Source organism: Oceanispirochaeta sp. M1 (assembly GCF_003346715.1).
Lineage (GTDB): Bacteria > Spirochaetota > Spirochaetia > DSM-2461 > DSM-2461 > Oceanispirochaeta.
Map to the genome: position 1 here is coordinate 69,954 of NZ_QQPQ01000012.1, position 18,916 is coordinate 88,869.

An 18,916-nucleotide genomic window follows, 5' to 3' on the forward strand; every position below is an offset into this window, starting at 1 on the left:
TATAAAAGTATTTTTAATTCAGAATTCATCAGTTCAGTTTCCAGGCTTTCACTTCAGTTCGAAGCCAGTCTGTCCATTCATCAACTCCCTCTCCTGTCTTCGCAGAAATGGGGATGATCCTGATATTCTTATTCAGTCTGGTGACATATTCAGTGAGTGCATTCATATCAAAATTAAAAAAATCCATAGCATCTATTTTATTTACCAGAAGGACATCAACCATGGAGAACATGATTGGATACTTAAGAGGTTTATCATGTCCTTCGGGTACACTCAGAATCATGGCATTTTTAGATGCTCCGGTGTCATACTCTGCTGTACAGATCAGATTGCCGATATTTTCGAGTATTGCAAAATCAAGGCCGTCAGTACCCAGGCCTTCAATACCCTGTCTTGTCATTAAAGCATCAAGGTGACACATGCCTCCTGAATGGAGCTGAATAACCCTTGTACCGGTTTCTGATACAGTGTCAGCATCCACAGAGGAGTCCAGGTCGGCTTCCATTACACCGATTGACATCTCATTTCTCAGAGCTTCGATAGTTCTGAGTACGGTTGTGGTCTTACCTGAACCGGGAGAAGACATGAGATTCAGAAGGAAAACACCTTTTTCCTTAAGCTCCGCTCTGAGTCTTTCAGCCTCTTTATCATTACTTTCATAAACGCTTTTTTTTATTTCCAGAACCTTGAACTTGTCCATAATTTCTCCTGTTTAAATATTTGAATTAGAGTCCCAGAAAGGACATTGCCAGTCCGCATGAACCGATGATTCCTCCAGCCATTGCATTGCCATATCGTTCAAAAAACGGAAAACGTATAAGTTTTTTAAGACCGTAGGATGATGAGATGACCACTGTGAGCATGACAAGCAGAGTGCTCAGCCCAAATACCAGAACGACCAGCACTGTATGGAATACCGTATCGTTGACAGCTGGATAGATAATCAGAGGTATAAGAGGTTCACAGGGGCCAAAGACAAAGATTAGAAACAGAATCCAGGGTGTTGTTTCTTTCCTGGAACTCTTTTGACTATGGTCATGGTTGTGAGAGAGCAGTCCCGAATGACTGTGCGTCTGGTTGCTTACAGCTTTTCTGATACCCCAGATGCAATAGATAAATCCAAAGGCAGTTAATGACCATGCGGCAATTTCACCACGCACGGTTTCTATGAATTCCAGCTGCGTGAGGATACTGCCAACTGATACAGCGGCTATACCCAGAATCAGACCGGATAATATATGACCCATCCCGCATAGAGCTGTTATAATGACTGTTTTTTTTAGAGACCAGTCTTTTGATTTACTCAAGGCAATAAAGGGGAGGTAATGATCCGGGCCCAGCAGAGTATGTACACATCCGACCATAAAGGTTGAAAATAGCAGTATTAGAAAATTCTGTTCCATTTTTTAATTAGTCCTTAGAATCATTTACTCAGATAAAAAAGTAGATTTAATTTGTAAAATAATTATCTGATAATTGGACTTTAATGGATGTAATAAGAAACGGGCAATAGGTAAAAAAATACCGAATAGTGTAGAATCTAATGATTTACCTTCGTATTTACAACGCGGAGAAATATTGGAAATCATTTAATATTAAGTACAACTGTTTCTAAGTTGTTATTTTTATATTCTTGAGCCTGCTTTGATAGGAATATGTGTAAACATTAAGCTAAATCAAAAAAAATAAAATATCAGAAATATCTATGAATAAAAGCAGATGTAAACTCCGTTATTTTATCAAGGCTGGAACAGCAGCTTAATGCTCCTCCAAGATAGATCCCTTTTTCGCCCTGTCTTGATTGCAGTTCCTCATAAAAGCCCTTGTAAAGCATTGCAGATTCTACATGTGGAAAGAAATTCCATTTTTTTGATGCTGTGAGAACGGCGGAATCGATACCCATAGAAGATAATGATTCTCTCATGGATAAATCCAGCTCTTTCATCTCCAGGTATCCGTTTGAGTACACCGAGATCATCTGATATTCCGAGTTACTGCTGTTTACATGAATAAGGCGAAGCTTCCCGTCTTTGTGGGTATTATTTACAACAAACGAGTCTACCAGACCAGCTGAGGGAATCCTGTAAACAAGTGTATTTGAGGGATTTGTAATAAAAGTATCCAGTGCCCGGCTGAAGAAAGGATGGCTGACTATGCCGGACTTTAAGGGTGTTGTGATTATTACCCTTGAGAATTGTTCACTGGAAAGTTCAGTTTTTATTAATATGGACTCATCATCAGCATTTGATATTTCCAGAACTTCGGAGTTGTACCTGATATCGGACAGTTTTTGTGCCAGAGCATTGCAGATGCTGGAACTGCCCTGGGGAAATGTTATTATTTTTCTTGATTCTACCAGAGAAGATAGTGAACTCAGGTCCAGATGCTTTAGTACATACACAGCCGGGATCGTATCCAGTTCTCCATATCCGTAGCAGGAAAAATAGGCAGAGAAGATCTCAGTTAACACTTCAATATCATGTAAACTGCACCATTTTTGAAAATTCATCTTCAGTTCTTCCGGAATATTATAAAAGCCGGGTGTATTCAGACATATGTCATACTTTGAGAGTAAGGATGGCAGCATTTTATATTCATCTTTGAATTTTTGAATGGCAGTTTCATCAAGCTGCGGAATCTTCTGTCCATGATTATCAAGGTACTGACGATAGAAATAGTTACGTTCAACTTTGACCTCAAGGTCATGACATAACTCTTCCAGAGCAGGGGATGTTCCGAAAACACATCCGAGTTCAACTATTCCTCCACCTGCCGGCAGGCTATGGCATTGGCCTCCGGGTATGTCAGCCTTTTCAAAAACAGTTACATCATATCCAGCCTTCTGAAGTTGATAGGCTGTTATCAAACCGGAGTATCCGGCACCAATTACTGCTGTTGTTTCCATACTATTAATACTGCCTGTCCAGATATGCCCAGAGAGGGAGATTTATTTTCTGATTTACACTTCTGCGGACATTCTCTAAAGGAGAGTATCCCTTGTTCGGGCCGGAAGTAAGGGGATCCTCCAGATTATACTGTCTCAAGAAGTTCTGAAGATTTGACCTGAGCTCTTCCATATCCCTACAGCTTTCTGCTCTGGTATTTAAAAAGATATGACTTTGTCTGCTGAATTCATCTGCAAGACCTTTAAAATCCTTAAAATCTATATCCCATTGAATCTGTCTGATGCCCATGGATTTGAGAGTCTTAGAGTATGGATGTTCTCCTCTGGGTTTAAGGGCTGTGTAGATTTTATCTCTGGGGGTTATGATTCGCTCAGGATTCATAAGCAGTTCTTTTCCCATAGGAATAGCAAGTCCGAGTAAAAGGTCCAAAGCGAATGTACAGCTGTTTTCATTGTAGATACGGGAGCAGGATATACCACTTGATACATCAATAATTGAATATTGATATACTGTTTTATCCGGAAGCAGATCAGTTCTTTCATCGGTCCAACAGAGCCAGAGCTGCCCGTGAGAAGCCTTGAAATCGGTAGGCAGAGGTCTCTTCTTCCGGTTTCTGCTGCTGAAGACCTCTCTCTCAGTTCTTCTGGAGAGATTATATCGCTTCAGAATGTTATACACTCCGCTGGAACTGATATAGATTTTTTCTTCTTCCATGAGCCATTTAAGGCTGAGAGGCCCGTAATCAGGATGTTCTGCTACCTTTCTGAATAGAGTTTCTTCCACCTGAGGAGTCAGTTTGTTTACTGGAACAAAATGACGTGTTCTGTCTTTAAGTCCCTCAATTCCTGACTCTTCAAATCGTCTTTGCCATCTATAATATATGGTTCTGGAAATTGAGTATTTTCGGCAGGCAGAACTGATGCCATATTCACTGCCATAACTGAGGATTTCTTCTCTCTGTTCTTTTGTCAATATTTGGTTCATTTTTCAAATTCTGTGCACATGATAGGTTAATTGACTCCTGTTTGCAATAAATATGACAGAAATACAAGTTGAAATGGTTTAAAATTAAAACATCTTATGCAATTTGCAGGAGTAGAGATATGAAAAGAAATAAAATTATTCTTTTAATGCTTGTTATTACACTGATTCTGAGTTCATGTGCTCCAGGTATAAATGACATGAAAGGAGTCCCGGATAAAGAAGGGGAGGTCGCAGGATTCTGGATGGGTCTCTGGCACGGTGTTGCATCTCCTGTCATATTTATTATCTCACTTTTTAAGGATTCAATTTCTGTATATGAAATTCACAACAACGGTCTCTGGTATAATTTTGGATTCATATTAGGTGCGAGTATTATATTCGGAGGCAGCGGTAGCGGTGCCTCCAGCCGGAAGTGCCGGTGATTCTAAATGAAAAGAGAGGAGAATTGAATGAAACGAAGGGCTTTGTGTATTGCAGTATTAATTATTCTGTCAATATTTTCAATTAATGCGGAAGAGAAGATCCAGCTGCTGCTGGCGGTAGATTCATCTGATTTCAAGACTCAGCTAGCAGAAGAAGTATTAAAACTGGCTGAAGCCGAATCTTTTATGGTCACTCAGAAAGAATCTGTGAAAAAAATAAAAGATTGGTCCCTGGATAAGTATGATGCTTTGATTATAATTAACAGAGGAACAGCAGGACACATGAACAGACCCCTGATCAAAGTACTTGAAGAGAGTAATTACCCTCCCATGGTAATAGTAACCAGCTATGCCAATCCAAAAACATCCAAAGATAACTATGGTGAATACAGTGATGTGGACGGTATAACAACAGCCTCACTAAAAAATACATCGGATATCAGTGAAATGGCACGGGAAGTCATGGTATTGCTCAAAGAGGCTCTGCAGTAATTGAGGGTGTTACTGGTAGATTTCTGAATCTCTCAGTCCAGTATCAGAATCTCAACCCGGCGGTCCTCTTTATCAGATCCCAGGGGTTCTGTATTACCTGCTCCTCTGAGAAATAATTTTCCAGTTCCCTCTCTCCCTCCGGGAAAAAGTAAATCTGCAACTGCTGCAGCTCTGTTTCTGGATAAATATTTACGACCTTCAAATGTTCCGTAATCAGCTGTATGACCGCTGATCAGAATGTCCCTGTCAGTATAGGCTTCCAGACTGCGGGCCAGTTTTTCAAGTCTGTATCGCTGATCCTCCGATACAATTGCAGATTCCGCTTCAAAGAGGATATGGTCTGTCTCTATTACTGAGAGCATTACTCCATCGTCAATCTGCTCAATAAATATTCCCGGAACTGTTTTAAGTTCAGATTTCAGGGATTCAGCTGCACCCGTGCTGTTCAGTGTTTCGTTCAGACGGTAAGTTGTTCTGCTTTTTCCTACAAATTCCTGAGTTCTTCCATCCTCCATGACCATCATAAACTCGAAATCTTCAGTTTTAAGTTCCGGCTTCCCGTTCTCAATATCCCATAACAGTTCCTGAAAGGATTGACCGGTAATCAGCTTGATGGGTTCATTTGCGCTTCTCACAGGAAGATAGATATTATACTGAATGGATATCCGGGCATATGTCTGGCCCTCAATTTCGAGATTTTCCAAATAGTTATAGAGAACCTGAACCTGACCTCTGTAGGGACCATATAGAGATTTCCTTATACGGAAAATATGAACTTCTTCCGCAGGAAGGCTCCAGTAATCTCCAGGTTTGACAGGATAGTCCGGAAAGCGGGGCACATTACGTAAAACAGGACGGGATGCATCTTCGGGTACGGACATCAATCCACTGCTGTCTCTCTCTATACGGACAGTTTCTGAGCTTATCCATTCCAGTGTACCGGGTATACCATCAACACGCTCAACAGTACGGAAACTTGAATCCAGGACAGCTATTCCTTCATCACTGACGGATCTGACAGTGGATACAGAAAATTCATCAATCTCAGCCTGATGACTGAGGTATCCATCTATATAAACTGTTTCATCTACAAGGGAATCCGCATGCAGAACCTGTCCCTCTGTATGGCTAAAGGCAATTTCCTGCTCATCGGCTGTTAATATTCCGCTGACAAGAATCATAATTGAAAATACTGAAAACCTGATAACTTTCATTTTACTGTCCATATCTTTTTAATCGGCCTGTAAGAGTGGTGAGAACTCTTATTTTTCATCTTCTTTGAATAAATCGACAAAGCAGGGAGGCTCACCGTCCACCAGTCTCACCAGTCCTTTGTTAGAGAGATGCAGCTCTCCCAACACAATCAGACCAAGCAGGCTGATAGTCATTTCGACCGAGTCGTGGGGACAACCGGCCAGACGGATTGCTTCTTCGACAGACTTCAGCTCTTCTGAAACTTCCGCTATGGGTTTCAGACTCATGAGGCCGGCAAAGGGCAGGGCCAGCAGAGCCGATATTTTTCCATCCTGTACTACAGTGATACCGCCTCCTGATTCTATAAGAGAATTCGCCGCCAGAGCCATTGCAGCATTATCGGTGCCTATGACAAGCAGATTATGACAATCATGGGAAACTGTGGTTGCAATGGCTGTATGAGGCTTTAAAGTTAAGCCCCTTAACAGTCCAAAGGCTTTACGGTCAGCATCACTGATCGTTGGTTTATGGCGGTATATCATGGCCATCTTCGCCAGGTCATCTATTCCATTCACCTGAATGCTGCCGTTTACAGGATTCAGAACCATTGATTCTTCTTTGGTATAAACCATTCCGGGGATCAGACGGATGACTCTGGCTTCAACTGATTCATCAGAAGGAGTCGCAATAATAAAATCATCAGCACTCTGTTTATCAATATGAATAGAATTCAAAGCCCAGTCGGGATACTCATAAGGGGGTATCTCAATACAAAGTTTTCCATCTCTTGCAGCAATGGTACCGTTGGAAATTACGACTGAGATATTGAAGTCTTTCATATCATCAACCAGAAGAATATCAGCAGATTTTCCAGGAGATACCGAACCGATCCACCTGGACTTATCCAGCAGCTGAGCCGCATTTACAGTCACCATCTGCAGTGCTTTCAGAGATGGAACACCGAGTTTGACGGCTTCTCTCAAGACACGGACCAGATGACCTTCTTCGGTTATTGTGACTGGGGTGACATCATCAGTTACCATGGTGAACATTCTTGTGTCCATTTCCGGATTATCGAGAAAAGCCGGGATCAGATTGGGAAGATCAAGCCAGGCAGTTCCGAAGCGCTGTTGTACGTACATCCCTCTGGAAACTTTCATAAGTGCTTCATCGGCAGTTGTACTTTCATGGCATGCAGTCATTCCTGAAGCAATAAACGCATTTAGACCGCGGTTTAAATCTGCTGAAGCATAATGTCCTGTGAGAACCTTGTCAGCTTTCACACCTTCAGCGGTTATGCTGTGTACATGCGGATCTCCGAATATAACACCGGGGAAATTCATCTGTTCTCCCTGAAGCTCAGCCCAGCCCTCTTTATAGGCTGTTTTTACCTCTTCGGCTCCAATCTGTGATCCTGCATTCTCCATCCCCGGAATTGAAGGTACACATACCGGCATGGCAGTGAGTACATTCAGTGGAAGATTTTCTGCGGTATTATGAAACAGTTCAACAGCCTTCAGTCCGAATACATTGGTCATTTCATGGTTATCGGGACATATTGTTGTTGTACCGTGTGGGAGAATTCCGGCAGCGAAAAACCTTAAATCAATCATGGAACTCTCAACATGCATGTGACTGTCTATAAGACCGGGTATTATATATTTCCCTTCCGCATCGATAATTTGAGTCGTATCTCCGACAGGATGCTCTGATGCATCACCTACGAAGGCAATGAAACCACCAAATAATATGACATCCGTTTTATCCTCAATCAGAGCTGTCAGTACATTAACAAGTTTTCCGTTACGTATGATTATTTCTCCAGGTAATTGTCCCATTGCAACGGCAGCCAGTTCTCTGCTTATTTCTGAATGTTTGATCACAGCAGTTTTAAAGTCCATTCGGGTTTATCTCCTCAGGGTTGATGTTGGTATTGAAAATGTAATTAGAATGATAACTGAATAAATAAAATATTGATATTATTGATTATGCATTTTTTAAAAAGCAGATATGGAAATGCATATTGCAGAGGATTTGTGAGGAGAAGGGGACTACCGACTCCTCTGAATATGAAGAAGTGATAAAATATTTTTATTCAATGAGATTGTGTAGAGATACTGAGGCAACACCAGAAACTTGCAGGAAGTATTCTGATTTTATTGGAGCTCTGGATTAACAGTTATCACAGATTCCACAGGCAGCTTCAGCGCTCATTCCAAAATAATCTTCAATAAATGAGAAGCGGCACTCTTCGTTTTTGTAATAATTTACAATGCCTAAAAGTTGACGGCGTGCATGATTTATCTGTTTTTCATGGAGCTCTTCATCCACAAGATATTCTGGAAGTTCAGAGATCAGTTTGAAGTTCTTTGACTGAATACTGCCTGATGTAACTCCATAACGTTCTAAAATCCCTAGAGCTGTTTCCAGTCTGAAATCAAAACGATTCTTATAAACCAGCTGTTCTTTGAGATAATCCAGACCGAATATATTAACTTTTTCCATCTCTTTATTGAGAAACATATAGAGTTTCTTGTAAAAAGAGGGTTCAGGATTTGACCATTTGATGAAGTCCATATGGATTGTCAGATCGTCCTGATTATACATCATGGAGCACAGTGCGTTTTTACCGTCACGTCCCGCTCTGCCGATCTCCTGGTAATAGGATTCAATGCTTCCGGGGATCTCGGCATGAATGATATAGCGGATATCCTTTTTATCGATTCCCATTCCGAATGCATTAGTGGCAAGAACAAGTTCATTACTCCTCATAAAAGCGTTCTGAATGCCCTTCCTCTCTTTCTGGTCCAACTTCCCATGATAGACAAGGTGTGAGACCCCAAGGCCGTCCAGTGCCGCTGAAAAGGTTTCCAGAGTCTTGATAAGGGAGAAGTAGACAATACCGCTTCCGGGATTCTTTGCAATAATTCTGATGATTTTTTCAAGCTTGCTGTCATCATCAGGCATCTCTTCGACTTCAAGAATTAGATTGGGTCTGCGTAAACCCTGATTAAAGATCTCTACTTCTGAATCTTCAAGGTTCAGACAGTTCAATATATCTTTCTGTACTTTCGGTGTAGCAGTAGCCGTCAGTGCAACCGTAAGGGGATTTCCCAGAGCCTTTCTGTAGTCACCTATAAGACTGTAATCCGGTCTGAAGTCATTCCCCCATGCAGAGATACAGTGTGCCTCATCAACAGCCAGAAGAGATATGTCAGCCCGTTTAATCCTTGCCATAAAGTCGGGATTTTTGAAACGTTCAGGAGTTATATAGAGGAGCTTTGTATCTCCATATATAAAGTTTTCAAGTCTTTTATCTCTCTCCTTTCTGTCTACTGTTGAGTTGATATAGGATGCCTTAATGTTTTGAGCCTTTAGAGAGTCCACCTGATCTTTCATCAGTGAGATAAGGGGGCTGACAACAATTGTGCCGCCTTTAAAGCAGAGTGCAGGAACCTGATAGCATAGTGACTTTCCCGCACCCGTAGGCATAAGAACAAGACTGTGTTTATTGGTACCGCCGAGAAGACGGGTGATTATTTTTTCCTGATCTCCCTGAAATGTATCGTATCCAAATGAATCTTTAAGAATCTCAAATGGATTCAGGGGGTAGTTGTCTTTCATATATTCTGATCCTGATTAGGTGGAGTTTAAGGTTTTAGAGTCCAATGAACATAACCCAAATAAGAAGCAGATTCAAGAACAGAGAATGATGTGTAGAGCAATTTATTTTTCGGCAGTCTCTCTGCTTACTATTGAGAGAACCCAAAATATTGATAAAGAGTAACAGTATAAGAAGATGTCACTTAATGCTGATTGGTCATAACAAGACTCTATAGATTAGTAATTTGACAATAAAGCAGCTTAAGTATATTATGTAGTTATGAATAAAAAAGAGTTTAATGATCTTATGAATCAGCTTATAAGAATCAATAATCAATTTACTGCTGTAAGGCGTACCCAGTCATATTCTCAGGCAGGAGAAACATACCATCCCGCTGAGATGAATGTTTTAACTCTCCTGTCTGAAAAGCCCTGGATAACTGTTTCCGATGCGGCCTCATCATTATTTATCAGCAGATCAGCAGCCTCACAGATTATCAAGAAGCTGGCAGTGAAAGAATTGATTATAAAGAAAAGAAACCTGATGAATGAAAGGATTGTAAATCTTTCTCTGACACCCGAAGGTGCAGCTGTAGTAACGAGATTCCACGAAGCCGAATCAGCTTCAATGGATGAGTTTTTCCAGACATTTTCCCAAATAGATGAAGAAGACATGCGCATAGCAAGAGGCTTTCTTTACAAGATGGAAAAGACACTGAAGGCAAAACTGAGCTGATTTTACAGTACCAACAGTTAAGCTTCTTAATTGATCATACTGTACAGATGTACCAGTTGTTGAATTTTCGTACCGGAATCAGCTCTACATGGCTGAAAACGTCCTCCATTTCATCAAGTCCGCTTTTAATAAAATTGAAGTAATCACCTCCTTCCATATACTCTATGAAACTGATAAAGAAACTCCTGCGGCTGTTGTAGTCATGGATCAGTACCTTACTTTTTGAGAGACGCTTTGCCTCTTTGAAGAGGATCATTCGCTTCTCTTTATCCAGTCCATGGACAACAAAAGATGCAGTTACAAGATCAAAAGAATTTTCTCCAAAATCAAGTCCTCTGATTACATCGGCTATCCTGCAGTCCAGCCCTCTGCGTCTGGCATGATGAAGCATACCGCCGGCAAGATCCACACCCTGTACGATATAGCCCTTTTTCCGGAATGCCTGAAGCAGTGCTCCCGTACCGCAGCCTATATCAAGTACAGCCCCTTTTTCCGGTATACAAAGTTTAGCTTCGAATCTATTCAGAAGTTCACCGTAGCCTCTGTACTGCCTCTTGTAAAACAGATTGTAGATGGGTGCAATAGTATTGAATATATTTTTATGTCGTTGAAGATCCATATTGTATAATCTTAAGCCAGTAGTTTTCTGATATCAATAAATCAAAAAAATGTCGGAAAAAGAATCCTTTTCTGTTAATATCATCATTCTTATTGAAACAGGGAGCCGAGAATAATATATGGATAAATGGGAACAGCTGGAAGATAATCTGAGATCATTGGAAATTGAGGACAATAAACTCTGTGAAAAAATATTTAACGGACCTGCTGCCGTAATACCCGGACTGGAGCAGCTGCTGATTGACCGTTTTGCTATGCACCTGTTTGTCCTGACCTATATGGAACTGAGTGATGACGAGCTTTCAAATCTGATTTCAATTCTTAAAGAATTGTTTCCATTATGTTCCATCAGGGTCCAGTTCCGACATTCAGGCAGCTCTTATGAGCTTTATCTGAGTGAAGATACGCCGCATACGGTTGAAGTTGAAGAACACGGTCTTAATTATATCCTTCATACAGGACGGGGACAGAATGCCGGCTTTTTTGCAGATATGATTAATGGCCGGAAAGCAGTAATCGACTATATTGAGTCCAGGGGAGAAGTAAAGGTATTAAACCTCTTTGCCTATACCTGTTCTTTTGCTGTTGCTTCACTGAAGGCCGGAGCTGACAGCGTAGACAACTGGGATATGAATAAAAACTCCTTAAGCATAGGGCGGGAAAATATAAGGTTGAATAAAATGGATGAAAGAAAGAGTTCATACTTCGGATATGATATTTTCAAGTCATTCAGCAAGATAAAAAAGCGCGGTCCCTATGGTCTGATAATTATGGATCCACCACCTATGCAGGGGAAAAGTTTTTCCTATAAAAAGGATTACCCCAGATTGATCGGGCGTATACCTCAGATCCTTGAAAAGGGAGGTGCGGTTCTATTCTGTCTGAATGCTCCTGACTGCAGCCCCCGGGAGTTTCTTGATATGATAGAAAATAACCTTTCAGGGCAGTTTCAGGATATAAGGGAAGTACCCTGTCCTCCTTCATATCTGGGCCGGTTTAAAGAGCGTGGTCTTAAAACATATCTGGCGGAAAATTATAGTCAACTTGAAGCATGAGCAATGGCGGAGTACAATATATATAAAGGTAATGTGATGAAACGGATTTTTCTGCTGATTCTTACAGTTATTATTTTCTCATGCGGTAATCAGTCGGATGATTCATTTTCAAGTGATTTTCTCCTCGAGCATACCGGCTGGCTTTCAATTCCATTAAACGATTCAATGTCTGTTCCTTCCTGGGACAGTGAAAACAGTTTCTGGACAGCCTATAAATATAAAAATCAGATTCTGACCCGAATGGATCTGGAAGGCAATGTCCTGGATGAAATTACCCTTTATATCTATCCAGATGCTCCCAGTGAAATTATTGATCCCTATGTTTCATCAGACGGATCTACAATAGTATTTGCCGCAGAGGCAGATAGTTCAGCATCCAGTGATGTATTTAGAATCAAGATCGGAACTGTCGATCACAGTATGTTTACATTTGACGGAGTGGAGAATAGACGACTGCCGAACCTGAGTGATCTTCATAATACATCTCCTGTATATCCATGGACAGATAAGATGGGATATCTCGGTACTCAGCTGGATTACAATACCATGACAGCTGCTCAAAGTTATTATATTTATGATTTCATAACTGGAAACACTCAGAGTTTCCTTCTGGGGATTTATGAATTTGATAATGATGGCAATGTACTTAGGGGAGATTATTATTATAACCCCGATGTGTATGCCGATCCCGATGATCCGGACAGCATTAATATGATTATGTTTTGCGTGCGATTGGAAACAGATTCAGGGACAGAACCAGTCTATACAGTTAAAATGTTCGGTGCTGACGGCTCTGCTCAATACGACGGCAGTGCTGATTATCAGTTTGAAAATATAGGCGGTTTACGCTGGATGGATGAGAATAGTGTATTGATGACCGTGGAGGAAGAGGGGATCTGGAAGATTATCTCCGGTGATAACACTGCTGAGAGACATGAGTATTACAGTGCTGAGAATGGGACTTTTGCTATGAACGGATTAAGTCTGTCCCCTTTAAAAACAAGATGTTTAACACAACTGTTCAATGGAGAGGATGAAAACAAGTCTGAAATACTTGTTGTAAACCTGTTTTAAATTATATCACTGAGCGTGTGGAAAGGTCTTTAAGAGATCCTGCATCAGTGCACTGAAACCAATATCGATAATTTCCGAATTTCTTTTAACTGTATCCATAATCTGACTGACAGGAATCTCTCTGCTGCTCCGGTAATTCAACCTTGTCAGAGCCTTCTCAAGACCTTCATTGGTAGTGTAGGATCCAAACCAGTCATCAGAAACAAGGGCTTTGGCAAGACGGGAAAAATGACCTGGTATTGTTTTGTCAGCAATACTTCTGTTCAGTATCTTGTAGACTGACATGGAAAAATCACGTAAAGGTTGTGTTGAATAACTCTCCCAGTCACGGGCCAGACAGTGATCAAAAATGATATCCGTAAAGACACCGGCATAGGGCAGCTTCCGGCTGTTTAGATGATCCCTTACTGCTTTAAAACCATTATGCCTGTCGGTATACCTGTCTATATCCTGATGTAGTGCCAAACCATCTTTTACTCTTTCAGGAAGGGATTCAGTATCATAGGGACGGATCATATCACATGCCATATTGCCCAGAAGAATCAGTGAGTCCCTTGGTGATAAAAAAGCATGAGCCAGGTAATTCATTGTTTATCCTATCCTCAGTGTATAAAAAAGGACTGCCCTGTAATGAATGGGCAGTCCTTATCATTCATACTTTAAATTTTATCAGGCGATTGCTGTTTCCAGTGCAATTTCCATCATCTGGGTAAAGGTCTTTTCTCTCTCTTCTGAGGTAGTTACTTCATTGGTTATGAAGGAGTCACTTACAGTAAGAATAGTTAAAGCATCAATCCCTTTTTTTGCTGCCAGAGTATAAAGAGCAGCAGCTTCCATCTCTACGGCCAGTACATTATGATCGGCCCAGATTTTCCATTCATCAGGATCATTATTGTAGAAGATGTCAGTGGAAAGGATGTTTCCCGCATGGAACTTGATATCCAGAGCTTCAGCTGCTTTTACTGCCTTTGAAAACAGAGAATAGCTGGCTGTGGGAGCATATGTCATACCCCTGAAGGTTATGTCATTGATGCTGCTGTTGGTAGAAGCACTCATTGCCAGAATAACTTCCCTGATCTTCACTTCTTCCCGCAGAGCACCACAGGAACCGATTCTCATGATTTTCTTAACATCATACTGATCTATCAGTTCATTTACATAGATTCCGATTGAGGGAATACCCATGCCGCTTCCCTGAACAGACACTTTCTGTCCCTTGTATGTTCCGGTATAACCGTACATACCCCTTACTTCGGTGTAACATTCAGCATCTTCAAGAAAGTTTTCAGCTATATATTTAGCACGGAGAGGATCTCCAGGCATTAGAACTGTATCAGCAATATCACCCTTTTTGGCTCCAATATGTACACTCATTCAGAACTCCTTATTCTTTTTGTTATAATAACTATAATAGATAAGTAGTGAATTTAAAAGAAAGTGCTGATTATGAAAAGATCTACAACTACTTGTTCAACAAGAGTGCATTGCATCTGCCGGTGTACTCTTGTTGACAGTGGAATGCTTTTTCATTATTGTTCTTTTCATAAGGTCGACTAGCTCATTTGGATAGAGCGCTTCCCTCCGGAGGAAGAGGTGGTGGGTTCGAATCCCGCGTCGATCACTTGGGCTTATCTGGTAATGAATGAAAATTTGTTACTGGATAGGCTTTTATTTTGAACACTAATATCCGAAAAAGAGCCGTTTCAGGCAAAAAGTTTCAGCACCAAAAAATCGGCGATATATTTTATATATTAAAATATATCGCCGCAGCTCACTATTATGATGTTTTCGAAAAATCTTTTTCTTTTATTTCAACAACAACACCATCAATCATTAAAAATGCCACTCGGACATCTGAACCATCTGGTGCAATGAACTGATATAGTACTTTCTCTTTTTCTATCATTTCATCGAAGTTGTCGACATAGTAAGCAATATGAGGATTATCTCTAAGTTCATTCGGCAGAACGCTGCTTTCATCGATATAAATAAACTCAAATTTTAATGGGTGTTTTTCAAAATCGGTAACATAACATCCCAGGGACTCAACAAATTCAGCTCCTTCCGGAATCGTTTTACTTGTAAAACAATAATGACAATAAGTATACATATTATTCCTTCCTTCAACAAAAATCTAATTATACTTTTTATATAGTATCACATTTTGATAAAAGGTCTATAATTTAAATATTATAAAATATGACACCGCATACTGACAATTCAGACATAGCGGAGAGATCATTTTGTCTCCATCCATATATTTAAAAAGTAGTTTACTGCTAATTTATGGATTGCAATCGGTATTGAAGAGTCCGTCTATGGTTATTCTTTCGATGAATTGGCTCCGGGCAGTCAAACTTTTGTAAACATAGGTATTGATATCACTGGATTTACATTTAGGGATAACAGGAGCATCGGTAGGTATACTTCGGCATCTTTCCGACTGCCAAGCATTGTTGTTATATCAGATGGTTTATATACAGAGGCATACACTGAAGGGTATTCTTCACGCACAGCCTCTTATTGGGTAAATGGTTATATTGGTTTTGAGTTAAGTCCAAAAGCTTCGTTATGCTTTTCATGGTGAAATTAAAATAATTGATTGAGCCCCGGCTTTCACCGGTGCCCTATAAACTATGCTTCCAAATCCATTATTTTTTCAACTCGTCTCTCATGTCTGCCGCCTTCAAAATCACAGCTGATAAAGGCATTTACCATATCAGTGATCTTTTCAGGGTAGTCAATACGGCCTCCGAAGGCCAGGAAGTTGGCATTGTTATGCTTTTTTGTCATTTCTGAAGCAAAACTGTTCTGAACCAGAGCACATCTGATCCCTTTAATTTTATTGGCTGATATTGAGATTCCGATACCTGTACCGCAGCACACAACACCGAATTCATATCCGCCCTTCAAATATTCCTTACAGGCAAGCTCTGCCATATCCGGATAGTCAGCGGATTCGTCTTCTGCAAGACCCATATCGTTGACTTCATATCCTTTACTTTTAAGGAACTCACAGATCTCTTTCTTGATCTCCACGGCCCCATGATCGTTTGCAATAACCACTTTTTTCATCAAATTAGTTCTCCTGTTTATGGTTAGGTATATATTATGGTAGTATGTTTTAAATTTCCATAGGGCAAGGCGTTTTATGGAAAAGCAGGAGATTGAATATGAAAAAAGGATTTATCCTTTGCACGATGCTGTTGTCTATGATCTTTTCACTTCAGGCACAGAGTCTGACAGAATTATATAAAGAGCTACGTGATGATATGTATAATCAGGCAACCACTTCTCCTGATATTCAAAAGCAGATAGATAGAGCCCTGGATAAGGTAGATGCTGCCGGATTTGATGAAGCTGATACCCTCCAGTGGAAAGCCAAATTAGATTACATAAGTGCCCGGGTCTATATGGAAGCCGATATGGCTGATAAGAAGGATTTTGAGAAGTTCAGAAGTAAGGATGCAGAGGTACGCTTTGAAAGAGCCTATGATGCTCTTGGGGCCTTTCTTGAAATAAAGGAAGACAGTGATGTTCTGACTCTGCGTGCTGATATCCTGGGGCAGCTCTGCCTGCTGAAGGGTACTTCTTTTACAATGGCTAACGGTCTTAATATACGTAAGATGACAGATCGTGCTCTGGAGCTGAATCCTGAGAATGCAAAAGCATTGGTTCTTGCAGGCAATGACAGAGTCTATACTCCGAAAATTTTCGGTGGAAAACCACGTGACGGAATAGCTTTGTTCGAACAGGCTGAAAACATGCCGAATGCCGAAAAGGATGATCTTTTCAACATATATTCTGGAATCGGTGTAGCCTGGCAGAAGCTGAAGAATAAGGATCTGGCCCGGTTCTGGATGAATAAGGCTCTTACTATTTATCCAGAGAATATTTATATCCAGCGGATGATGGCGGAAATCTGATTTACAATCTGGGCTTATAAGAAGGGTTGTTCTAAAAAGGATTGTAAGGGCCCTCCGGGGGCCGTTGCCAGGCAACGGCCGGAGCGAAAGCGGAGCCCTGAAAAGCCTGTTCCCTGCCAAGGGCAGGGATTTCCCAGCATACTTCAAACCAGATTAATTAACTCAACAGAGCCTCATCATTGAGGAACTGCTCTTTCCGTATGGCATGGAACTTCTCAACTAGTCCTGAAACGGTAAGTTGTTTCTTCTCATCACCCTGGATGTCCATGATTATCTCACCCTTGTCCATCATGATAAGTCTGTTACCATAGTCGATGGCATGCTGCATATTGTGAGTGATCATCATGGCGGTCAGTTCATATTCCTCAATAAACTGAACCGTCAGTTCCATGACTTTTACTGCATTACGCGGGTCCAGTGCGGCTGTATGTTCATCCAGAAGTATAAGTTCGGGACGGGACATAACCATCATCAGGAGTGTGAGAGCCTGCCGTTGACCTCCCGACAGAAGGGCAACATTATTCTTGAGCCGGCTTTCAAGATCCATTTCGAGGCGGGTGAGAAGTGTTTTAAACTCTTCCCTTTTTTTCCTATTCAGAGTCCTGCGTATTTTTTTAATTCCTTTATAGGAAGCAATGATCATATTGTCTTCGATAGACATATTCCCGGCAGTTCCGAGTAGAGGGTCTTGAAAGATTCTTCCGATAAAGGCTGCTCTTTTATATTCGGCCATATTTGTAACATCTTTGTTATTGAAAAGGACGGTTCCTGAACTGGCCGGGTCATGACCGGAGAGGGCATTGTAAAGGGTTGTCTTGCCGGCACCGTTTGAACCAACTATGGTGATAAAGTCTCCCTTGTTTACACTGAGGTTAAGATCCCTGAGGACGTGGTTTCTGTTGGGGGTTCCTTCACCGAATATCATGTTCAGATTTTCAATATTAATCATTTTTTACCTCGAAGTGTCTTTAGTATGTTGGGGTTCTTACTCTTGGAAATGATGAGGGAGAGTATGATCAGCAGTCCGGTGAGGAGCTTTAAATCATTGGGAGTCAGATGGATGTAGTAGCCGTAATAACGTCCGTAAAACATGATGGCTTTATAGAGAATGGCACCCAGGAGAGCACGGAATGTGAGGATTTGAATATTGTTGGAGCGAATCAGAAATTCACCCAGCATAACCATTGCCAGACCTGAGACAACAACACCCTGTCCCATATTTACATCAGCAAAACCCTGATACTGGGCAAAAAATGCACCCGAGAGGGCGACAAGACCATTGGAGAGGCTCAGACCTATTATTTTCATGGTCTCAGGATTTACACCCAGGGTTATGATCATCTGCTCGTTATTACCCATGGCTCCAAGAGAGAGACCCATATCGGTAAGAAAAAACTGGTCCAGCAGAACCTTGATAATGATAAAAACAAGAAGAAATAACAGCAGAAGAGATCCTGTATAGGAGAGATAAGAACCTGTAAGGTCTGTAATCACATCCACGATGGTTCTTACTTTTAGAAGGGGAAGGTTAGCTCTATTTCCAAGAATTCTGATATTGATAGAGTAGAGCATGGTCATGGTGAGTATTCCGGCCAGCAGATTGGGAACCTTCAGTTTATTATGAATAACAGCTGTGACTGTTCCCGCCATTGCTCCTGCCAGAAAGGCTATCAGCAGTGCAGGTATGGGATGCATTCCGGCAAGCAGGCAGCTGCCTGCTGTTACTGCACCAAGGGGGAAACTTCCATCTACTGTAAGATCCGGAAAATCCAGAATCCTGAAAGTAATAAAGACAGCCAGTGCCAATATACCGAATATGAGACCTTCTACTAAAATCCCTTCAATCATTTTTACCTCTTTTATCAGATTTCTCTCTATATAAGAGAATCTTTAATACAAAATAAGG

Annotated in this window: 20 protein-coding genes and 1 tRNA gene; 7 read left to right on the forward strand and 14 right to left on the reverse strand. The window is 41.0% G+C overall.

The genetic code is table 11. The features are described 5' to 3' along the window. Positions 1-28 precede the first annotated feature (28 nt). From hypB to DV872_RS10300, 4 genes are all read right to left on the reverse strand, one after another. The gene (gene hypB / locus DV872_RS10285; RefSeq protein ID WP_114629845.1) at positions 29-700 is read right to left on the reverse strand and encodes a hydrogenase nickel incorporation protein HypB; all 672 of its coding nucleotides are present in this window, start codon (positions 698-700) and stop codon (positions 29-31) included. Between the two features lie 25 nt (positions 701-725). Continuing rightward, on the reverse strand, positions 726-1,403 hold the full coding sequence (locus tag DV872_RS10290; protein WP_114629846.1) for a sulfite exporter TauE/SafE family protein: 678 nt from the start codon (positions 1,401-1,403) through the stop codon (positions 726-728). Between the two features lie 290 nt (positions 1,404-1,693). Further along, entirely contained in the window at positions 1,694-2,905 is a 1,212-nt protein-coding gene (locus tag DV872_RS10295) for an FAD-dependent oxidoreductase (RefSeq protein ID WP_114629847.1), read from the reverse strand. 4 nt (positions 2,906-2,909) lie between these two features. Beyond that, positions 2,910-3,890 carry a helix-turn-helix domain-containing protein gene (locus tag DV872_RS10300; RefSeq protein ID WP_114629848.1) on the reverse strand — a complete coding sequence of 327 codons (981 nt, stop codon included), beginning with the start codon at positions 3,888-3,890 and terminating at the stop codon, positions 2,910-2,912. 119 nt (positions 3,891-4,009) lie between these two features. On the opposite strand from DV872_RS10300, the gene DV872_RS10305 reads away from it, so the two are divergent. Together DV872_RS10305 and DV872_RS10310 are read left to right on the forward strand one after the other, a co-directional pair. Continuing rightward, positions 4,010-4,312, forward strand: coding sequence for a hypothetical protein (locus tag DV872_RS10305; RefSeq protein WP_114629849.1), 303 nt, complete (start codon positions 4,010-4,012; stop codon positions 4,310-4,312). A gap of 27 nt (positions 4,313-4,339) precedes the next feature. Further along, positions 4,340-4,804, forward strand: coding sequence for a hypothetical protein (locus tag DV872_RS10310; RefSeq protein ID WP_114629850.1), 465 nt, complete (start codon positions 4,340-4,342; stop codon positions 4,802-4,804). A 32-nt stretch (positions 4,805-4,836) separates the two neighbouring features. Here DV872_RS10310 and DV872_RS10315 read toward each other — a convergent pair whose 3' ends face one another. The 3 genes from DV872_RS10315 to DV872_RS10325 form a co-directional block, all read right to left on the reverse strand. After that, positions 4,837-6,018: an OmpA family protein gene (locus DV872_RS10315; RefSeq protein WP_158546914.1), complete on the reverse strand. Its 1,182-nt coding sequence runs from the start codon at positions 6,016-6,018 to the stop codon at positions 4,837-4,839. Between the two features lie 48 nt (positions 6,019-6,066). Then, positions 6,067-7,899 carry an adenine deaminase gene (locus DV872_RS10320; RefSeq protein ID WP_114629852.1) on the reverse strand — a complete coding sequence of 611 codons (1,833 nt, stop codon included), beginning with the start codon at positions 7,897-7,899 and terminating at the stop codon, positions 6,067-6,069. A gap of 271 nt (positions 7,900-8,170) precedes the next feature. Further along, on the reverse strand, positions 8,171-9,622 hold the full coding sequence (locus DV872_RS10325) for an ATP-dependent DNA helicase RecQ (protein ID WP_199563461.1): 1,452 nt from the start codon (positions 9,620-9,622) through the stop codon (positions 8,171-8,173). Positions 9,623-9,881: 259 nt separating this feature from the next. Here DV872_RS10325 and DV872_RS10330 point away from each other — a divergent pair, with 259 nt between their 5' ends. After that, positions 9,882-10,337, forward strand: a complete 456-nt coding sequence (locus DV872_RS10330; RefSeq protein WP_114629853.1) for a MarR family winged helix-turn-helix transcriptional regulator — start codon at positions 9,882-9,884, stop codon at positions 10,335-10,337. Between the two features lie 34 nt (positions 10,338-10,371). Here DV872_RS10330 and DV872_RS10335 read toward each other — a convergent pair whose 3' ends face one another. Further along, positions 10,372-10,956 (reverse strand): class I SAM-dependent methyltransferase, encoded by a 585-nt coding sequence (locus DV872_RS10335; RefSeq protein ID WP_114629854.1) that lies wholly within the window; start codon positions 10,954-10,956, stop codon positions 10,372-10,374. 118 nt (positions 10,957-11,074) lie between these two features. On the opposite strand from DV872_RS10335, the gene DV872_RS10340 reads away from it, so the two are divergent. After that, complete coding sequence (locus DV872_RS10340) at positions 11,075-12,010, forward strand: class I SAM-dependent methyltransferase (protein ID WP_114629855.1); 936 nt, start codon at positions 11,075-11,077, stop codon at positions 12,008-12,010. A 36-nt stretch (positions 12,011-12,046) separates the two neighbouring features. Beyond that, positions 12,047-13,084 (forward strand): hypothetical protein, encoded by a 1,038-nt coding sequence (locus DV872_RS10345; protein WP_147283150.1) that lies wholly within the window; start codon positions 12,047-12,049, stop codon positions 13,082-13,084. 6 nt (positions 13,085-13,090) lie between these two features. On the opposite strand, the gene DV872_RS10350 is transcribed toward DV872_RS10345, so the two are convergent. After that, positions 13,091-13,672, reverse strand: a complete 582-nt coding sequence (locus DV872_RS10350; protein WP_114629857.1) for an ACP phosphodiesterase — start codon at positions 13,670-13,672, stop codon at positions 13,091-13,093. 81 nt (positions 13,673-13,753) lie between these two features. Beyond that, positions 13,754-14,458, reverse strand: coding sequence for a purine-nucleoside phosphorylase (gene deoD / locus DV872_RS10355; protein WP_114629858.1), 705 nt, complete (start codon positions 14,456-14,458; stop codon positions 13,754-13,756). Positions 14,459-14,631: 173 nt separating this feature from the next. Between deoD and DV872_RS10360 the strand changes: the two genes are divergently transcribed. Continuing rightward, positions 14,632-14,705: transfer RNA gene (locus DV872_RS10360), tRNA-Arg, on the forward strand. Between the two features lie 156 nt (positions 14,706-14,861). Here DV872_RS10360 and DV872_RS10365 read toward each other — a convergent pair. Both DV872_RS10365 and rpiB read right to left on the reverse strand, forming a co-directional pair. Further along, a complete protein-coding gene (locus DV872_RS10365; RefSeq protein WP_114629859.1) occupies positions 14,862-15,194 on the reverse strand; it encodes a hypothetical protein in 333 nt (110 codons plus the stop codon). A 524-nt stretch (positions 15,195-15,718) separates the two neighbouring features. Next, complete coding sequence (gene rpiB, locus DV872_RS10370) at positions 15,719-16,159, reverse strand: ribose 5-phosphate isomerase B (protein WP_114629860.1); 441 nt, start codon at positions 16,157-16,159, stop codon at positions 15,719-15,721. 98 nt (positions 16,160-16,257) lie between these two features. Here rpiB and DV872_RS10375 point away from each other — a divergent pair, with 98 nt between their 5' ends. Continuing rightward, on the forward strand, positions 16,258-17,010 hold the full coding sequence (locus tag DV872_RS10375) for a hypothetical protein (RefSeq protein ID WP_114629861.1): 753 nt from the start codon (positions 16,258-16,260) through the stop codon (positions 17,008-17,010). 157 nt (positions 17,011-17,167) lie between these two features. Here DV872_RS10375 and DV872_RS10380 read toward each other — a convergent pair whose 3' ends face one another. After that, a complete protein-coding gene (locus DV872_RS10380) occupies positions 17,168-17,959 on the reverse strand; it encodes an ABC transporter ATP-binding protein (RefSeq protein WP_114629862.1) in 792 nt (263 codons plus the stop codon). Continuing rightward, the gene (locus DV872_RS10385) at positions 17,956-18,858 is read right to left on the reverse strand and encodes an ABC transporter permease (RefSeq protein ID WP_114629863.1); all 903 of its coding nucleotides are present in this window, start codon (positions 18,856-18,858) and stop codon (positions 17,956-17,958) included. Before DV872_RS10385 ends, DV872_RS10380 begins: the two co-directional genes overlap by 4 nt. Positions 18,859-18,916: the final 58 nt, after the last annotated feature.